14 protein-coding genes are annotated in these 15,316 nt (G+C 60.8%); 8 read left to right on the top strand and 6 right to left on the bottom strand.

Features of this window, described 5'->3' with window-relative positions:
* Window positions 1-115 precede the first annotated feature (115 nt).
* The gene (locus tag KKQ10_RS05595; protein ID WP_127649572.1) at window positions 116-1,078 is read left to right on the top strand and encodes a LysR family transcriptional regulator; all 963 of its coding nucleotides are present in this window, start codon (window positions 116-118) and stop codon (window positions 1,076-1,078) included.
* On the opposite strand, the gene KKQ10_RS05590 is transcribed toward KKQ10_RS05595, so the two are convergent.
* The 3 genes from KKQ10_RS05590 to KKQ10_RS05580 all read right to left on the bottom strand — a co-directional run bounded on the left by KKQ10_RS05590 (window position 1,020) and on the right by KKQ10_RS05580 (window position 5,339).
* Window positions 1,020-1,232, bottom strand: coding sequence for a PA3496 family putative envelope integrity protein (locus KKQ10_RS05590; protein ID WP_215500500.1), 213 nt, complete (start codon window positions 1,230-1,232; stop codon window positions 1,020-1,022). The genes KKQ10_RS05595 and KKQ10_RS05590 overlap by 59 nt on opposite strands.
* 182 nt (window positions 1,233-1,414) lie before the next feature.
* Window positions 1,415-2,281 (bottom strand): transcriptional regulator HexR, encoded by an 867-nt coding sequence (gene hexR, locus KKQ10_RS05585; RefSeq protein WP_007962240.1) that lies wholly within the window; start codon window positions 2,279-2,281, stop codon window positions 1,415-1,417.
* A 127-nt stretch (window positions 2,282-2,408) separates the two neighbouring features.
* Window positions 2,409-5,339: a putative bifunctional diguanylate cyclase/phosphodiesterase gene (locus KKQ10_RS05580; RefSeq protein ID WP_215500499.1), complete on the bottom strand. Its 2,931-nt coding sequence runs from the start codon at window positions 5,337-5,339 to the stop codon at window positions 2,409-2,411.
* Between the two features lie 201 nt (window positions 5,340-5,540).
* Between KKQ10_RS05580 and uvrD the strand changes: the two genes are divergently transcribed.
* The 4 genes from uvrD to KKQ10_RS05560 all read left to right on the top strand — a co-directional run bounded on the left by uvrD (window position 5,541) and on the right by KKQ10_RS05560 (window position 9,907).
* The gene (uvrD, locus tag KKQ10_RS05575; protein WP_215500498.1) at window positions 5,541-7,724 is read left to right on the top strand and encodes a DNA helicase II; all 2,184 of its coding nucleotides are present in this window, start codon (window positions 5,541-5,543) and stop codon (window positions 7,722-7,724) included.
* Window positions 7,725-7,871: 147 nt separating this feature from the next.
* A complete protein-coding gene (locus tag KKQ10_RS05570) occupies window positions 7,872-8,312 on the top strand; it encodes an EamA family transporter (protein WP_016984014.1) in 441 nt (146 codons plus the stop codon).
* Between the two features lie 175 nt (window positions 8,313-8,487).
* Window positions 8,488-9,363, top strand: coding sequence for a Tim44 domain-containing protein (locus KKQ10_RS05565; RefSeq protein ID WP_127649568.1), 876 nt, complete (start codon window positions 8,488-8,490; stop codon window positions 9,361-9,363).
* Window positions 9,364-9,499: 136 nt separating this feature from the next.
* On the top strand, window positions 9,500-9,907 hold the full coding sequence (locus tag KKQ10_RS05560; RefSeq protein ID WP_215500497.1) for an SMI1/KNR4 family protein: 408 nt from the start codon (window positions 9,500-9,502) through the stop codon (window positions 9,905-9,907).
* A gap of 21 nt (window positions 9,908-9,928) precedes the next feature.
* Here KKQ10_RS05560 and KKQ10_RS05555 read toward each other — a convergent pair whose 3' ends face one another.
* Complete coding sequence (locus tag KKQ10_RS05555) at window positions 9,929-11,692, bottom strand: cation:proton antiporter (protein ID WP_215500496.1); 1,764 nt, start codon at window positions 11,690-11,692, stop codon at window positions 9,929-9,931.
* Between the two features lie 283 nt (window positions 11,693-11,975).
* Between KKQ10_RS05555 and KKQ10_RS05550 the strand changes: the two genes are divergently transcribed.
* Window positions 11,976-12,458: an acyl-CoA thioesterase gene (locus KKQ10_RS05550; RefSeq protein WP_003229693.1), complete on the top strand. Its 483-nt coding sequence runs from the start codon at window positions 11,976-11,978 to the stop codon at window positions 12,456-12,458.
* Between the two features lie 93 nt (window positions 12,459-12,551).
* On the opposite strand, the gene pdxY is transcribed toward KKQ10_RS05550, so the two are convergent.
* On the bottom strand, window positions 12,552-13,424 hold the full coding sequence (pdxY, locus tag KKQ10_RS05545) for a pyridoxal kinase PdxY (protein WP_127649565.1): 873 nt from the start codon (window positions 13,422-13,424) through the stop codon (window positions 12,552-12,554).
* 117 nt (window positions 13,425-13,541) lie between these two features.
* On the opposite strand from pdxY, the gene KKQ10_RS05540 reads away from it, so the two are divergent.
* Entirely contained in the window at window positions 13,542-13,955 is a 414-nt protein-coding gene (locus KKQ10_RS05540; protein ID WP_215500495.1) for a DUF3301 domain-containing protein, read from the top strand.
* Window position 13,956: 1 nt separating this feature from the next.
* Here the strand turns inward: KKQ10_RS05540 and KKQ10_RS05535 are convergent, their stop codons facing one another.
* Complete coding sequence (locus KKQ10_RS05535) at window positions 13,957-14,928, bottom strand: CobW family GTP-binding protein (RefSeq protein WP_215500494.1); 972 nt, start codon at window positions 14,926-14,928, stop codon at window positions 13,957-13,959.
* 28 nt (window positions 14,929-14,956) lie between these two features.
* Here KKQ10_RS05535 and KKQ10_RS05530 point away from each other — a divergent pair, with 28 nt between their 5' ends.
* Window positions 14,957-15,313 carry an NADH:ubiquinone oxidoreductase gene (locus KKQ10_RS05530; protein WP_215500493.1) on the top strand — a complete coding sequence of 119 codons (357 nt, stop codon included), beginning with the start codon at window positions 14,957-14,959 and terminating at the stop codon, window positions 15,311-15,313.
* The last annotated feature ends 3 nt before the right edge of the window (window positions 15,314-15,316 follow it).

Raw genomic sequence — 15,316 nt, 5'->3', positions numbered from 1 at the left:
GTCGCAGCCCCACACTAGCGCTCGCAAGGGATTAACAAAAATGAATAAAAATTGGGTCAGGCATAAGCAAAGACTTATAGTTAAACCATCAGCCTGCCGTCAGAGCCTATAAGAAATGCGTAAGTCCTTGATGCGTATGACATTACGCCAGTTGCAGATTTTCAACGAAGTGTGTGATTTGCGTTCCTACAGCCGTGCAGCTGAAGAAATGTCTCTCACACAACCGGCCGTCAGCCTACAGATTCGTCAGCTGGAAGAGCTGATCGGCCAGCCATTATTCGATTATGTCGGCAAAAAACTCTACATGACCGAGGCCGCCGAGGCCCTGCAGCGGGCGAGCCGGGACATCTTTGGCCGCCTGGAAAACCTCGACATGCAGCTGTCGGACATGCAGGGCTCGCTGCAAGGTCAGCTGAAACTGGCGGTGGAATCCAGCGCCAAATACTTCGTGCCGCACCTGTTCGCCGCCTTCAAGCGCCAGCACCCGGAGGTGAACCTGCAACTGACGGTGGTCAATCGCGGCCAGGTGATTCGTCGCCTCTCGGACAACCGCGATGATCTGGTGATCATGTCGATGGTGCCGCAGGACATGGGCCTGGAGTTTCTGCCGTTTCTGAACAATCCGATTGTCGCCGTGGCACGCCCGGACCATCCGCTGGCGCATATGGGGCCGCTGCGCCTGCAGGATCTTGAACCCTACACGCTGCTGATCCGCGAACCGGGTTCGGGCACTCGACTGGCGTGCGAGGAGTACTTCAAAGAGAAACGCGTGCACTTCACTCAGACTCAGGAAGTGGCGTCTGCCGAGGCCCAGCGTGAATGCGTGGTGGCGGGTCTGGGCCTGGCGCTGTTGACGCGCCACGCCCTGAACCTGGAGCTGGCGACCGGCGGCCTGGTCGAGCTGCCGGTCGAAGAGTTGCCGCTGTTTCGCAGTTGGTGCCTGGTGCAAGCCAAGGCCAAGCGGCTGTCACCGGTGGCGCACGCCTTCCTGGCGTTTATCCGCAACGAACGGGTGCAGATCAGCGCGCTGGTTGAGCGCTTCGACGGGAAGCTGCCGGTGCGGCCTGCCAGTAGTTGAGTTCGATGTCCGCGGGAAAATCGCTGATTTCGCTCTGAAGCTGGCGGAGTTCGAAGCGATCTTCGATGGCGCGACGGAATTCCATGCGGCGCTGGTCTTCCTGTTGACGACGGGTTTTCGCGGCGCTGTTGCGTTCTTCGTAAGGCTGAGCCATTTCGAGTCTCCCAGGGCGAGTACGGGAGTTTCACGATAGGCGCGGGGGATGACGGTTTGGCGGCGCGGGGATGACAGGCAGATGAACGTTTGCGCCCAAAAGCAAAGATCGTAGCCTTCGGCAGCTCCTACAGGGAATCACGCTCATCTGTAGGAGCTGCCGAAGGCTGCGATCTTTTGATCTCAATCATCCAGCGCTTTCACGGCCTTGGGTGACAAGCGCAAGCTGCGCAGACTGCGCTTCACACTCTTCAGGTGATTGACCAGGCTCGGCCCGCGCGCCATCGCCACGCCCATCGCCAGCACGTCGATCACCACCAGATGCGCTATGCGCGAGGTCAACGGTGTGTAGATTTCGGTGTCTTCGTGCACATCGATTGCCAGGTTGACGGTCGACAGCTCAGCCAGCGGTGTCTGGCTCGGGCACAGGGTGATCAGCGAAGCGCCGCTCTCGCGCACCAGGTTGGCGGTGATCAGCAGATCCTTCGAGCGCCCGGACTGGGAAATGCAGATCGCGACATCGGTCGGTTTCAGCGTCACGGCCGACATCGCCTGCATATGCGGATCGGAGTATGCCGCCGCCGTCAGCAGCAAACGGAAGAACTTGTGCTGCGCATCCGCCGCCACCGCGCCCGACGCGCCAAAGCCGTAGAACTCGACGCGCTGCGCTTGGGACATCAGCGTCACCGCACGTTGCAATTCCACCGGATCGAGCTTCTCGCGAACCTCCATCAACGTGTGCAACGTGGTGTCGAAAATCTTCAGGCTGTAGTCGGCGACCGAGTCGTCTTCATGAATCGCGAACTGGCCGAAGCTGGCACCGGCGGCCAGGCTTTGCGCCAGCTTGAGCTTGAGATCCTGAAACCCGGAGCAGCCGATGGCCCGGCAAAAACGCACGATGGTCGGCTCACTGATGCCGACGCTGTGGGCCAGGTCGGCCATGGAACTGTGCATCACGGCCGCAGGGTCAAGCAGCACGTGGTCGGCGACCTTGAGCTCCGACTTGCGTAACAGGTGACGTGACTGGGCGATGTGTTGCAGCAGATTCAAGGGGCTGGACTCTTCTTATGGGCAAGGATGTAGCACGCTTGTAGTTATACTACACGAATTGGCTTTTTGCCTGCTCAATGCGTAACTCCATGTCCCCATATCAGGCGCGATGGGGTGCATGTAGCCCTTAAAGCAGTTTTTCCTGTTCGCGCAACAGCCCGGCCAGACGGTCGGCCTCCACCGGGCGGCTGATCAGATAACCCTGCACTTCGTCACAGCGCTCGGCGCGTAAAAATTCCAGCTGCTCGGATCGCTCGACCCCTTCGGCCACCACTTTCAATGACAGCCCGTGGGCCATGGCAATGATCGCCCGAGTGATCGCCGCATCCACACTGCCCTGCCCCAGACCACGAATGAACGCCTGATCGATCTTCACGTAATCCACTGGAATGCGCTTGAGGTAACTCAGCGACGAATAGCCGGTGCCGAAATCATCGATCGCCAGCTTCACGCCCAGATCGCGCAACTGCTGAAAGGTGGCGATGATGTGTTCGACGCTGTCGAGCAACTGGCTTTCGGTGAGTTCCAGTTCCAGGCAGTGCGGCGCCAGCCCGGTTTCTTCCAGCACTTGCCGCACCAGACTGACCAGTTTGCCCTGACGCAGTTGATGCACCGACAGGTTCACCGACACCCGGATCGGCGCCAGCCCCTGACGCTGCCATTCGCACGCCTGCCAGCAAGCCTGGCGCAGCACGAATTCGCCGATCGGGCCAATCAGTCCGGTTTCCTCGGCCAGGCCAATGAAGTCCCCCGGCGGCACCCGGCCCATGCTCGGATGATCCCAGCGCACCAGCGCTTCCGCCGCATTCAGGCGCCCGGTTTGCAGGCACAGCTTCGGCTGGTAGAACACCTTGAGCTGTTTGTCTTCGATGGCTTTGCGCAGTTGGTTTTCCAGCTGCAGACGCTCAAGAGTGCTGGCCTGCAGGCTGTCGGTATAGAACTGGAAATTGTTGCCGCCCAGGTGCTTGGCATGTTGCATGGCCATGTTCGACTGACTGACCAGTGCGGAAATCTCCCGGGCGTTGTCCGGCAGCATGCTGATGCCCATCGAGGCGCTGACCACCAGCTCATGCCCTTCGACCGTCAACGGCAGGCGCAGCTTGCTCGACAACCGCGTGGCGACCCGCGCCAGGCTCGACAGGTTGCCGTAGGCATCGAACAGCACGGCAAATTCATCACCGGACAGTCGGGCGATGGTATCGGCCTCCGGTAACGCGTTGACCAGCCGCCGAGCGATTTTCTGCAGCAACTGATCAGCGATTTCGTGGCCAAGACTGTCGTTGAGCAGCTTGAAGCGATCGAGATTGATATGCAGCAACGCCAGACTGCGCCGTCCGCCCTGACGCACGCGCTGATGGGCTTCGTGCAGGCGCTCACGGAACAGCGAGCGGTTGGCCAGCCCTGTCAGTTCATCGTAGTGCGTCAGGAAGCGCATGCGTTCTTCGGACTCTCGCCGCGCCGATAGATCGGCGAAGAAGCCAACGATATGGCTGACATTTCCACGATTGTCGCGCACCGCGTTGAGTTGCAGCCACTGCGGATACAGCTCGCCGTTCTTGCGCGTTTCCACCAGTTCGCCCTGCCAACTGCCGTGTTGCTCCAGCGCATGACGAATCGCGACGTAATGGCGCCGCGCGTCACGACTGCAGGGCAGTTCGACGACATTGCGCCCGAGCATGTCTTCGATGTCATAACCGGTGACGCGGCTGAACGCCTGATTGATCGCGATCAACGCGTAGTTCGGGTCAAGAATCACGATGCCTTCGCTGGCGGCTTCGAACACCGTGGCGGCCAGTCGCTGCTGCTCTTCAAGGCTTTTGCTGGCGCTGATGTCGCGCCGGGTGCCGACCATGCGCACCACCCGCCCACTCTCACTGCGCTCCACCGCACGCCCGCGATCCTCGATCCACACCCAATGACCGTCACCGTGACGCACGCGGTATTCGATCTGATAGTCCTCGGTGCGCCCCTTCAGGTGCTCGATCAGCGCCAGCTTGAGCGACGGCACGTCCTCGGGGTGCAGGCGTGGCTTGAGATCGCGCAGGATCGCCGTGACGTATTCCGGGGCCAGGCCGAACAGTTCCTGGATCTGCGTGTGATGGACTTCGTCGGTTTGCAGGTTCCAGTCCCACAGACCCAGCTCGCTGGCCTTCAAGGCCAGAGCCAGCCGAGCCTCGCTTTTGCTCAGTGCCTGGTTGGCCACGTCCAGTTCGCGGCTGCGCTGCGCCACCCGGTCTTCCAGCTCGACCTGCGCTTCACGCAATGCACCTTCGGCACAGCGCCGTTGCTCGACCTCGTTGCCCAGCGCCTGATTGAGCTGCTCGCTGCGGCTCTGCGCCTGCTGCAGGTGCTCGATCAGGTGCTGATTCTGAAAGCGCCGCAACAACCCGCGATCAATCAGCCGATTGACCTGCCACGCCACCACACTCAGCGAGCCGAGCAGGATCAGCCCCAGCCAGCCCCAGCCGCGTGCCTGTTCATCGCCACCCCAGAACAGGTAACCGATCGCCGGCAGCAGGCACGGCAAGGTAAAGGACAGAAACGCCGGCAGGCTGACGGCGTAGGCAACACTGGCCGACAGTGTCGCGGCGCCGATCAGGCCGAACACCCAGGCTTGCTGTATGAAGTTGTCAGCGGGAACCAGCGCAATGCCGGCACCGGCCAGGGTCAGACCGGTCATGGTCGAGCCGAGCAGGAACATGCGGAACCAGATCGCCTGGGCCTGACGGTCCGGGATCGCCGAATCGAACGCGGCGACCTGAATCACCCGCAGCGCCACCAGCGACAACAACCAGACCAGCCAGACGCTGACCACAAAATAGCGCTGCGGACTCCAGAGCAAACCGGCGCAGACCAGACCATTGAGCAGCATGAACAACGTGGGCAGCAGCGAGCCCTGATAAAGCAGACGCGTGCGTTCAACCGCCATTTCGGTGGCGTAATGCTTGCGGATGACCCGGGGTTCCACAGAGGGGCCCGACAGGTCTGAGCTGAGGGTCTTTTGCAATGTTTTTGTTCTTATAAGAGTGAGCGTGGGCCCGAAACGTGGATGGAGCATACACAAGCCGATCCCGTTGCCAAACTGCTCCGGATCATAATTTGACCGAAACTTTTCCCCGCCTGATCACCGGCAAAACCCGCAGAGCGAGGCGGGCCAAAGCCTGTAGCCGGTGACCGACCGGTCGTCATCGGCGGCACTTTCATCGGCTAATGCAAAGCTCGGTTTGCCCGGGCCTGCGGCGCACCCTAGAATGCCCCGATGCGCGATGATCTCTCCCTTCTGCTGAACTCCCTCAACGATGCCCAACGCCAGGCCGTAGCGGCCCCCGTTGGCCGTCAGTTGGTCCTGGCCGGTGCCGGCTCCGGTAAAACCCGAGTGCTGGTGCACCGTATCGCCTGGTTGATCCAGGTCGAAAACGCCTCGCCCCCCTCCATTCTGTCGGTGACCTTCACCAACAAGGCCGCTGCCGAGATGCGTCACCGCATCGAGCAGTTGCTGGGTATCAACCCGGCCGGCATGTGGGTCGGCACCTTCCACGGCCTGGCGCACCGCCTGTTGCGGGCGCACTGGCAGGAAGCGGGCTTGAGCCAGACCTTCCAGATTCTCGACAGCGACGACCAGCAACGCCTGGTCAAGCGGGTGATCCGCGAGCTGGGGCTGGACGAACAGCGCTGGCCGGCCCGTCAGGCCCAGTGGTTCATCAACGGGCAGAAAGACGAAGGTCTGCGTCCACAACACATTCAGGCCAGCGGCGACTTGTACCTGGCCACCATGCGCGGCATCTATGAGGCCTACGAGGCTGCGTGCCAGCGCGCCGGCGTCATCGATTTCTCCGAGCTGCTGCTGCGCGCCCTCGACCTGTGGCGCGATCATCCGGGCCTGTTGGCGCACTACCAGAAGCGCTTCCGGCACATTCTGGTGGACGAGTTCCAGGACACCAACGCCGTGCAGTATGCGTGGTTGCGTTTGCTGGGCAAGGGCGGCGACAGCCTGATGGTGGTCGGTGACGACGACCAGTCGATCTACGGCTGGCGCGGCGCGAAAATCGAGAATATTCATCAGTACTCGTCCGACTTCCCGGATTCGGTGACCATACGTCTGGAGCAGAACTACCGCTCCACCGCCGGCATCCTCAAGGCTGCCAACGCCCTGATAGCCAACAACACCGGCCGTCTGGGCAAAGAGCTGTGGACCGACGGTGGCGACGGCGAAGCGATCAACCTCTATGCCGCGTTCAACGAACACGACGAAGCACGCTACGTTGTCGAAACTATCGAAAGCGCGCTGAAAACCGGCCTTGCCCGCAGCGATATCGCGATTCTCTACCGCTCCAACGCCCAATCGCGCGTTCTGGAAGAAGCGTTGCTGCGCGAGCGCATTCCCTACCGCATCTATGGCGGCCAGCGCTTCTTCGAGCGCGCGGAAATCAAGAACGCCATGGCCTACCTGCGCCTTCTCGAAGGTCGCGGCAACGATGCGGCGCTGGAGCGGGTGATCAATGTGCCGGCCCGTGGCATTGGCGAAAAAACCGTCGAAGCGATTCGTGACCATGCACGCCACAGCGATGTGTCGATGTGGGAAGCGATGCGCCAACTGGTGGCCAACAAAGGCCTGACCGGTCGTGCCGCCGGTGCGCTGGGTGCGTTTATCGAGCTGATCGAAAACCTCGCCGCCAAGTGCATGGAGATGCCGCTGCACCTGATGACCCAGACCGTCATCGAGCAATCGGGGCTGATCGCCTATCACGAAGCGGAAAAAGGCGAGAAAGGCCAGGCCCGGGTAGAAAACCTTGAGGAACTGGTCAGCGCCGCACGCAACTTCGAGAACACCGAAGAAGACGAAGAGCTGTCGCCACTGGCAGCGTTCCTCGGCCACGCTTCGCTGGAAGCCGGCGACACTCAGGCCGACGAACACGAAGACAGCATTCAGTTGATGACCCTGCACAGCGCCAAGGGCCTGGAATTCCCATACGTGTTCCTGGTGGGCATGGAAGAAGGCCTGTTCCCGCACAAGATGAGCCTGGAAGAACCGGGGCGTCTGGAAGAGGAGCGGCGGCTGGCCTACGTCGGCATCACCCGGGCCATGCAGAATCTAGTGATGACCTATGCTGAAACCCGACGCCTGTACGGTAGCGAAACCTACAACAAGGTCTCGCGTTTCGTCCGTGAAGTGCCGAAGGGGCTGATTCAGGAAGTACGCCTGTCGAACAGCGTCAGCCGACCGTTCGGCGGCAACCAGTCGATGAGTGGCAGCAACCTGTTCAGCGGCAGCGAGATTCCGGAAACCGGCTTCAGTCTGGGTCAGGCCGTGCGCCATTCGATCTTCGGCGAAGGCGTGATCCTGAACTTCGAGGGCGCCGGCGCACAGGCGCGGGTGCAGGTGAATTTCAGTGAAGGCAGCAAGTGGCTGATGCTGGGGTATGCCAAGCTGGAAGCGATCTGACGGCCCTGCGCGATAGCTTTCTGTAGGAGTGAGCCTGCTCGCGATAGCGATTTATCATTCAATATATTTGTTGTCTGATACGCCCTCATCGCGAGCAGGCTCACTCCTGCAAGGCTTTGTGTTGGCTCATCTATCAAGGACATTTTCATGGGCTCAGGCTTCTTCTCCTCCTGGACATTCTGGGCCCTGCTCTCGGCGACTTTCGCCGCACTGACCGCGATCTTCGCCAAAGTCGGTATCGAAAACGTCAATTCCGACTTCGCCACCCTGCTGCGCACCATCGTGGTACTGGTCAGTCTGGCCTTGATTTTGTACGCCACGGGCCAATATCAGTCCTTGGGATCGATTTCCGCCAAGAGCTATCTGTTCCTGCTGTTGTCCGGTCTGGGTACCGGCGCGTCGTGGCTTTGCTACTTCCGCGCGCTGAAAGTCGGCCCGGCCTCGCTGGTCGCCCCGGTGGACAAGCTCAGCGTGGTGCTGGTGGCGGTGCTCGGCGTGATCCTGCTGGGTGAGAAACTCGACCTGCGCCAATGGGGCGGCATCGGCCTGATCACGGCCGGTGTGGTGATGCTGGCGTTTCGGCGCTAAGCAATTTCTCACTGAACCTATCCAATTTTCCTACAGACAAAAGTACATGGCCTGATTGCCTCGACCGAGCTGAACGTAACCTGTCAGGCAAAAGCCCGAAACACTCTCTCGCTAGCCAGTAACACTTCAGCTGTGCAACATGGCGCGCGTGTCTCCACAAACGGGAATTCCCTTTATGAAACGTTTTCTTAGCATCGCCATGGCGTTGTGCATCGGCCTGACGATGAGCCTCGACGCCAACGCCAAGCGCTTCGGTGGTGGCAAAAGCGCCGGCGCTGCGCCGACGCACCAGACCAGCCAGATGGCTCCTTCTTCCCCAGGCATGGGCGGCGCAGCAGCGACCGCGGGTGCTGCCGGTGCCGCAGGCGCTGCGGCGAAGGCCGGTGGCGCGTCGAAATGGCTCGGCCCTCTGGCCGGCATCGCCGCCGGTGGCCTGCTCGCGTCCATGTTCATGGGCGGCGGCTTCCAGGGTATGCAGATCTTCGACATCCTGATCATGGCCGTGATCGCGTTCGTGATCTTCCGCTTCATCGCCGCCCGTCGACGCAAGCAGCAGGAGCATCTGGCTCCGGCCGGCGCGCCGATGCAGCGTGAAGTGTTCGAACAGAAGCCAGCAGCCATGGGTTCGATCTTCGGTGGTTCCGCCGCTCCGGCTGCCGCTCGTCCGGTGATCAACGCGCCGGCCTGGTTCAATGAGCAGAACTTTCTTGCCGCCGCTCGTAGTCACTTCCAGTCGCTGCAGCAGCACTGGGACGCCAACGAAATGGACAAGATCGCCGAGTTCGTGACCCCGCAAATGCTCGACTTCCTCAAGCGTGAGCGCGCGGACCTGGGCGACGGCTTCCAGTCGACCTACATCGACAACCTCCAGGTACAACTGGATGGCGTGGATGACCGTGCCGACAAGACCATCGCCACCCTGACCTTCAGCGGTGTGTCGAAGACCTCGCGTTTCGACCAGGGCGAAGTGTTCAGCGAAAGCTGGAACATGGAACGTCCGCAGGGCGAGAACCAGCCTTGGCTGGTGGCCGGTATCCGCCAGAACGGCTGATCCCTCTGCGCTACGCATGCAGTAATAAAAACCCCAGCCTCGGCTGGGGTTTTCTATTTCACGGTTGCATCTATAGCGAGCTACTGTATAAACCGGCCCATATACACCGCGCCATTCAAGCAAGAGGATCCCGGACGTGGAAGAAATCATCGAACAACTGCGCGAAGCCAATGAACCCGTACCGGTTCCCCTGGAGTTGCCTGACGAAGATCTGCTGGTCGAAATCGAAGAACAACTGTTCATCGATATCCCGTTTGTCTTTAAAGAGTTTCTGCTGACCGTCAGCGATGTGGTTTATGGCAGCCTCGAACCGGTGACCGTTACCGATCCACAGTCCCACACTTACTTGCCTGAAGTTGCCGCCAACGCCTGGGATGCAGGTGTGGATCGCAGCCTGATTCCGATCTGCCAGGACGGCGACGACTACTACTGCGTCGAAGAAGACGGCACAGTGGTGTTGTGGCAAGCCGAAGAAGAGCTGATTGCCGAAGAAACCTGGGAATCGGTCTGGCACTGGGCGCGGGACGTCTGGCTGGAAAGCTGATACGCAAAACGCCCCCGGCGGTCAGTGCCCCGACGATTCCTTGTGGTTGTCGAGGGTTTCCAGCAGGGCCACCTGCATCCGCGTGTGTACGCGGATGAACCAGCGCCAGAGCAGCGCCGCCACGGCGGCCGTGACCACGGCGATCAGCACCAGCAACTTGTTGGTCGGTAAAATACTGGCCGACAAGGCTGCCAACAGCAGAAAGATCACCAGCAGCGAGAGGATCGGGATCACCTCGGAGATCACCCGTCGCACTCGCTGCGTGTGCCGCCCGGCCATCTCCGGCTTCACCCCCATCTCCGCCAGCAGCATCGACAGCGCCTTGAGCTTGCGATAGGCCGCGATCAGAAACGGCAACGACAGCAGCAGCGCCCCGCCCCAGATCAGTGCTTTCTGCCAGCTCGGATCACCGATCCAGTCCTGCATCCACGCCGACAGCCGTCCGGCAAAGAATGCACCGCTGAAGAAAATCGCGATCACCAGCGCCAGGTTGACCCCGACCTGCAACAGGATCCGCCGGATCATCGCCGCCAGCATCGCGCCCTCGCCTTGCGGCTGGATACTGCGCAGCCATTCGCCGTACATCCCCAGAACACGTCCCAGGCGCTTGGGCACGGCAGCGGACAACTTGATTGAAAGAGGATCGGCCGCGCGGATCAGGTACGGCGTCAGTAACGTGGTGATCACCGATACCGCCACTGCCACCGGATAAAGGAAGTTGCTGGTGACCTGCAGCGTCATCCCGAGCGCGGCGATGATGAAGGAAAACTCGCCAATCTGTGACAGTCCCATCCCAACGCGCAGTGAGGTGCGTCCGTCGTTACCGGCGATAAAGGCACCGAGGCCGCAGGACAACATCTTGCCGAGCACCACGGCTACGGTGATCACGGCAATCGGCCACGCATATTGCAACAGGATCATCGGATCGAGCATCAGACCGATCGCCACAAAGAAGATCGCACTGAACAGGTCGCGAACCGGCTCGATCAAACGCTCTATTTTCAACAACTGCCGCGACTCGGCCATGATTGCGCCGATCAGGAAGGCGCCGAGCACCATGCTGTACTCGAGCTTGACCACCAGCAGACAGAAACCGAAACACAGGCCCAGCACGGTGATCAGCAGCATCTCGTTGCTTTCGAATTTGGCGACATACGCCAGCAGACGCGGCACCAGCAGAATGCCGACCACCAGCGCGACGATCATGAACAGCGACAGCTTGCCGACCGTGGAAAACACCTCGCCCGAGCTGACCGTGCCGCTGACGGCGATGCTCGACAGCAAGGCGATGATGCCGATGCCGAGGATGTCCTCGACGATCAGCACACCGAAGATCAGTTGGGCGAAGCGCTCGTTCTTCATCTTCAGGTCGTTGAGCGCCTTGACGATGATGGTGGTCGAGGAGATTGCCAGGATCGCGCCGAGGAACAGCGAGTCCATGGTGTTCCAGTCGAACCAGCGGCCGATCTCGTAGCCGATCCAGATCATCAGCACGATCTCGAGGAACGCCGCGATAAACGCCGTGGCACCGACCTTGAACAACTTGCGCAGGCTGAATTCGAGACCCAGACAGAACATCAGGAAGATCACCCCCAGCTCGGCGAGGGTCTTGATGGTTTCTTCGTCGTGGATCAGGCCGAACGGCGGGGTGTGCGGGCCGATGATGAAACCGGCAACGATGTAGCCGAGCACCACCGGCTGCTTGAAGCGGTGAAACAGCACGGTGACCACACCTGCAACCAACATGATCACTGCCAGATCCTGAATAAAGCTGATGGCATGCATGGTGTGGGCTCCTTGTATGACGTGACCCGCAGTCAGACATCAGAAAGGTCTGAGCGAGTTAGGTAAAAAATCCGCTTTTCGTGTGGGAATTGCCCTTGCGCAGGGCCTTTTGCAGGTTAACACCGCGACTTCCGGCTGGAAGGCGGTGCAATATAAGGAAACAGATCGATCCCGGCGTGACGGCAGCCCGTCGCCTGGCGTCCCGATAACGGTGCTTTCGAAAAAGCGACCAGGCACCCGCAGAGGTGCTTCCAGCCACCCAGCCTTGATCCGTGAGAACGTTATGGAACCCGGAAACGCCCAACTGTCGATGACGGTACTGATGACCCCCGACATGGCCAACTTCTCTGGCAATGTCCACGGCGGTACCCTGCTCAAATACCTCGACGAAGTGGCCTACGCCTGCGCGAGCCGTTATGCCGGCCGCTACGTGGTGACGCTGTCGGTGGATCAGGTGATTTTCCGCGAACCGATCCATGTCGGTGAACTGGTGACCTTCCTCGCGTCGGTCAACTACACCGGCAACACCTCGATGGAAGTCGGCATCAAAGTGGTGACCGAGAACATCCGCGAGCGCTCGGTGCGCCACACCAACAGCTGCTTCTTCACCATGGTCGCAGTGGATGACCAGCGCAAACCGGCTGCGGTGCCGCCGCTGCAACCGCAGAACAGCGAAGACAAACGCCGCTACATGCAGGCCCAGCAGCGCCGGCAGATTCGCCAGGAGCTGGAGAAGCGTTATCAGGAGATCAAGGGCGACGCTTAAAGCAAAAGATCGCAGCCTGCGGCAGCTCCTACAGGGTTTTGCATTCCCATGCAGGAGCTGCCGCAGGCTGCGATCTTTTGAACGATAACGCGATTACAGACTGATCGCCGTCGCCTCGAATTTCACCCGCGGATGCGCGATCCGGTCCTGCGCCCGCACCAGTTGCAGCTCATAACTGGCACACGCCTGGGTCTCCAGCAGCACTTCATGCACCGCCGCGGCGGTAAATTCAAACGCCGCCACCAGACTGTCGCCCAGCAGCACCCGCGCCAGGAACAGCCCGGACGTCAGATCACCCACGCCCACCGGCTGACGCGGAAACGCCAGCAGCGGGCGGCGCAGGTGCCAGCTTTCTTCAGCGGTCACCAACAACATCTCGAAACCATCCTCCGGCTTGCCCGGATAATCCAGATGCTTGACCAGCACCGCTTTCGGCCCGCGCGCCAGCAACGCCCGGGCCATCGCCAGACAGTCGAACAGCGACTGCGGTTTGCGCCCGGAAAAGCTGTCCAGCTCAAGTTGGTTCGGGCACATGATGTCCGCCACCGCCGCTGCTTCCTCCAGCAGGAAGTCGCTGACTTCGGCCGGCACACTGCAGCCTTTCTGCGGATGACCCATCACCGGGTCGCACAGGTACAACGCCTTCGGATTGACCGACTTGATGCGCTCGACGCCACTGAGAATCGCCCGGCCCTGCGCCGCGCTGCCCAGATAGCCGGAGAGCACCGCATCGCAGTTGCCCAACTCGCCGATAGCGTCGATGCCTTCGACCAGTTCGGGAATCTGGTGCGGCGCCAGCACTTCACCGGCCCATTGGCCGTACTGGGTGTGGTTGGAAAACTGCACGGTGTTGAGCGGCCAGACATTCACCCCGACCCGCTGCATCGGAAAAACCGCAGCGCTGTTGCCGGCGTGGCCGAAGACCACATGGGACTGGATGGCGAGCAGATGAGGCGTACGTTTCATTCGGGTTATTCCGTAAAACGATTGAAATTCAAGCCGCGCAGTATGCGACGAAACACAGCCTGTACGACAGACCGGCGACGCAGTTAAGCTGGGCTTATCTTTTGGAGTTTCCTGTTGATGCTGACCCTTGAAAACATCTTCGTGCTGATGCTGTTCGCCGCTGCTGGCGCATGGCTGTGGCACAACCACGGCTTGCGCGAGCGGGCGCTGGCGCGGGTCAAGCAGCACTGCATCAACGTCGGCGTCGAGCTGCTGGACGGTAACGTCGCGTTGAAGAAAATCGGTTTGATCAAGGATGCCAGCGGTCGGCGGCGCCTGGCCCGAATCTACACCTTCGAGTTCACCGTGACCGGCGAAACCCGCCACAACGGCACCATCACCCAGTTTGGCGCGCACAGTGCACAGATCGAACTGGCGCCCTACCCGGTACCGTTCGACGACACGCCACCGGTGGTCGAAGTCACCCGCCCACGGGCCGAAGTGATCGAACTGAGCCAGTGGCGCCAGGAACACAACAAGTGGAAGCCGTAAGCTAATCCGCCTGAGCCCGGCATTGCGCCAGGCCTGCCTGCAAAGCATCGACATCCTGCGGATCGGCGAAAATCAGCTCGATACGTGAATCCCGTCGCCATTCGCTGAGCTGCCAATTGAGCTCAGCGTTATCCAGGGCATTGGCCGAGACCCAGCCCCCAGCGCTGTGGATAACCAGCTTGGCCCGCCGCCAATTCAGGGCCTTCAGCCAATCGCTCAGGCGTTGCGTATCGAACGTCTGCCCCGGGTGCCAACGCCAGCCGATGCTCCAACCGCCCTCCTGCGCCTGACTCAGGCAAATCGGCACTGCCGGGTCGCTCCAGAGCACCGGAATCATCCCCAATCCCTCGGGCACAGCGAGGTTATCCACACCCACGACTGCTTGCGCAGTCCCACCCGGCAACTCGTGCAAAGGCAGTTGCGCCTGTTGCGTCCAGATCAGCCTGACCGGTGGCAGGCGCTCGGCGATTGCCTGCCGTACTGCCTCATCCAGACTCTCGGCCTTGTTCAGCAACAGCAGACCGGCGCTGGCCAGTGCCTCTTGCTGAGCGGTCGGCAAGGCTTTCCCGGCGGCAAGCGCCTGTGCGTCCAGCACCAACACACAGGGCTGTACCGCCAGTACACCCAGCCACGGCGCCTCGCTCAACTGCTTGAGCAATTGCGCCGGATGGCCCAATCCGGAGGGCTCGATGAACAGCCGGTCCGGCCTCGCCTTGCGCAGTAAACGGCCGAGGCCGACTTGAAACGGCGCGCCATTGACGCAACACAAACAGCCTCCGGCGACCTCACCCAGTGCGATACCATCGCCGTCGCGGGTCAGCAGCGCGGCGTCGAGACCGATCTGGCCGAACTCGTTGATCAATACCGCCCAGCGCTCGCCTTCCGGGCGTTGCGCCATGAGTTGGCGAATCAGGCTGGTCTTGCCTGCACCCAAAGGGCCGGCGATGACATGAGTGGGAATGTTCTGCAACATGGCGGGGAGTTTTCTGAGGGGATTGGATATGCGTTGGATGGGATGGTCGTTGCTGTTGATGCTGGTGTCGAGCGAAGCCTTGGCTCAAGCCTGCGTGGTACACAGCCAGGGCGAACGGCTCGACGTCAAGGTCTGCCAGCAGAACCGCAATATTCCCGAAAAACTATTTAGCGATGGTTTCTGCCAACCGACTCTGGCCGGGCAGAAAGTCGACGTGCAGTACGTCGATCAATGCCCGAGCGGCGCATTCGGCGTATGCAGCAACGCGCAAGTCGCCAATATGCCTTATCGCCAGGATATCCACTATTACGGTGTCGCCTCCGACGCGGCGTATTTGCAGCCATACTGCGAAGACCAGAGCCAGGGTAAATGGCTCAAGCCTTGAGTT

Origin of the sequence: Pseudomonas sp. MG-9, assembly GCF_018729515.1 — a bacterium.
In the GTDB taxonomy this organism is placed as follows: Bacteria; Pseudomonadota; Gammaproteobacteria; order Pseudomonadales; family Pseudomonadaceae; genus Aquipseudomonas; species Aquipseudomonas serboccidentalis.
Note: the sequence above shows the minus strand (reverse complement) of the source record. Positions and strands in the feature narration are given on the sequence as shown.

Bases quoted from the DNA above. Each gene is read 5' to 3' on its own strand.
- KKQ10_RS05595 (WP_127649572.1), top strand. From the start codon at position 116: ATGCGTAAGTCCTTGATGCGTATGACATTACGCCAGTTGCAGATTTTC.
- KKQ10_RS05590 (WP_215500500.1), bottom strand. From the start codon at position 1,232: ATGGCTCAGCCTTACGAAGAACGCAACAGCGCCGCGAAAACCCGTCGT.
- KKQ10_RS05580 (WP_215500499.1), bottom strand. From the start codon at position 5,339: ATGCTCCATCCACGTTTCGGGCCCACGCTCACTCTTATAAGAACAAAA.
- uvrD (WP_215500498.1), top strand. From the start codon at position 5,541: ATGCGCGATGATCTCTCCCTTCTGCTGAACTCCCTCAACGATGCCCAA.
- KKQ10_RS05570 (WP_016984014.1), top strand. From the start codon at position 7,872: ATGGGCTCAGGCTTCTTCTCCTCCTGGACATTCTGGGCCCTGCTCTCG.
- KKQ10_RS05565 (WP_127649568.1), top strand. From the start codon at position 8,488: ATGAAACGTTTTCTTAGCATCGCCATGGCGTTGTGCATCGGCCTGACG.
- KKQ10_RS05555 (WP_215500496.1), bottom strand. From the start codon at position 11,692: ATGCATGCCATCAGCTTTATTCAGGATCTGGCAGTGATCATGTTGGTT.
- KKQ10_RS05550 (WP_003229693.1), top strand. From the start codon at position 11,976: ATGGAACCCGGAAACGCCCAACTGTCGATGACGGTACTGATGACCCCC.
- pdxY (WP_127649565.1), bottom strand. From the start codon at position 13,424: ATGAAACGTACGCCTCATCTGCTCGCCATCCAGTCCCATGTGGTCTTC.
- KKQ10_RS05540 (WP_215500495.1), top strand. From the start codon at position 13,542: ATGCTGACCCTTGAAAACATCTTCGTGCTGATGCTGTTCGCCGCTGCT.
- KKQ10_RS05535 (WP_215500494.1), bottom strand. From the start codon at position 14,928: ATGTTGCAGAACATTCCCACTCATGTCATCGCCGGCCCTTTGGGTGCA.
- KKQ10_RS05530 (WP_215500493.1), top strand. From the start codon at position 14,957: ATGCGTTGGATGGGATGGTCGTTGCTGTTGATGCTGGTGTCGAGCGAA.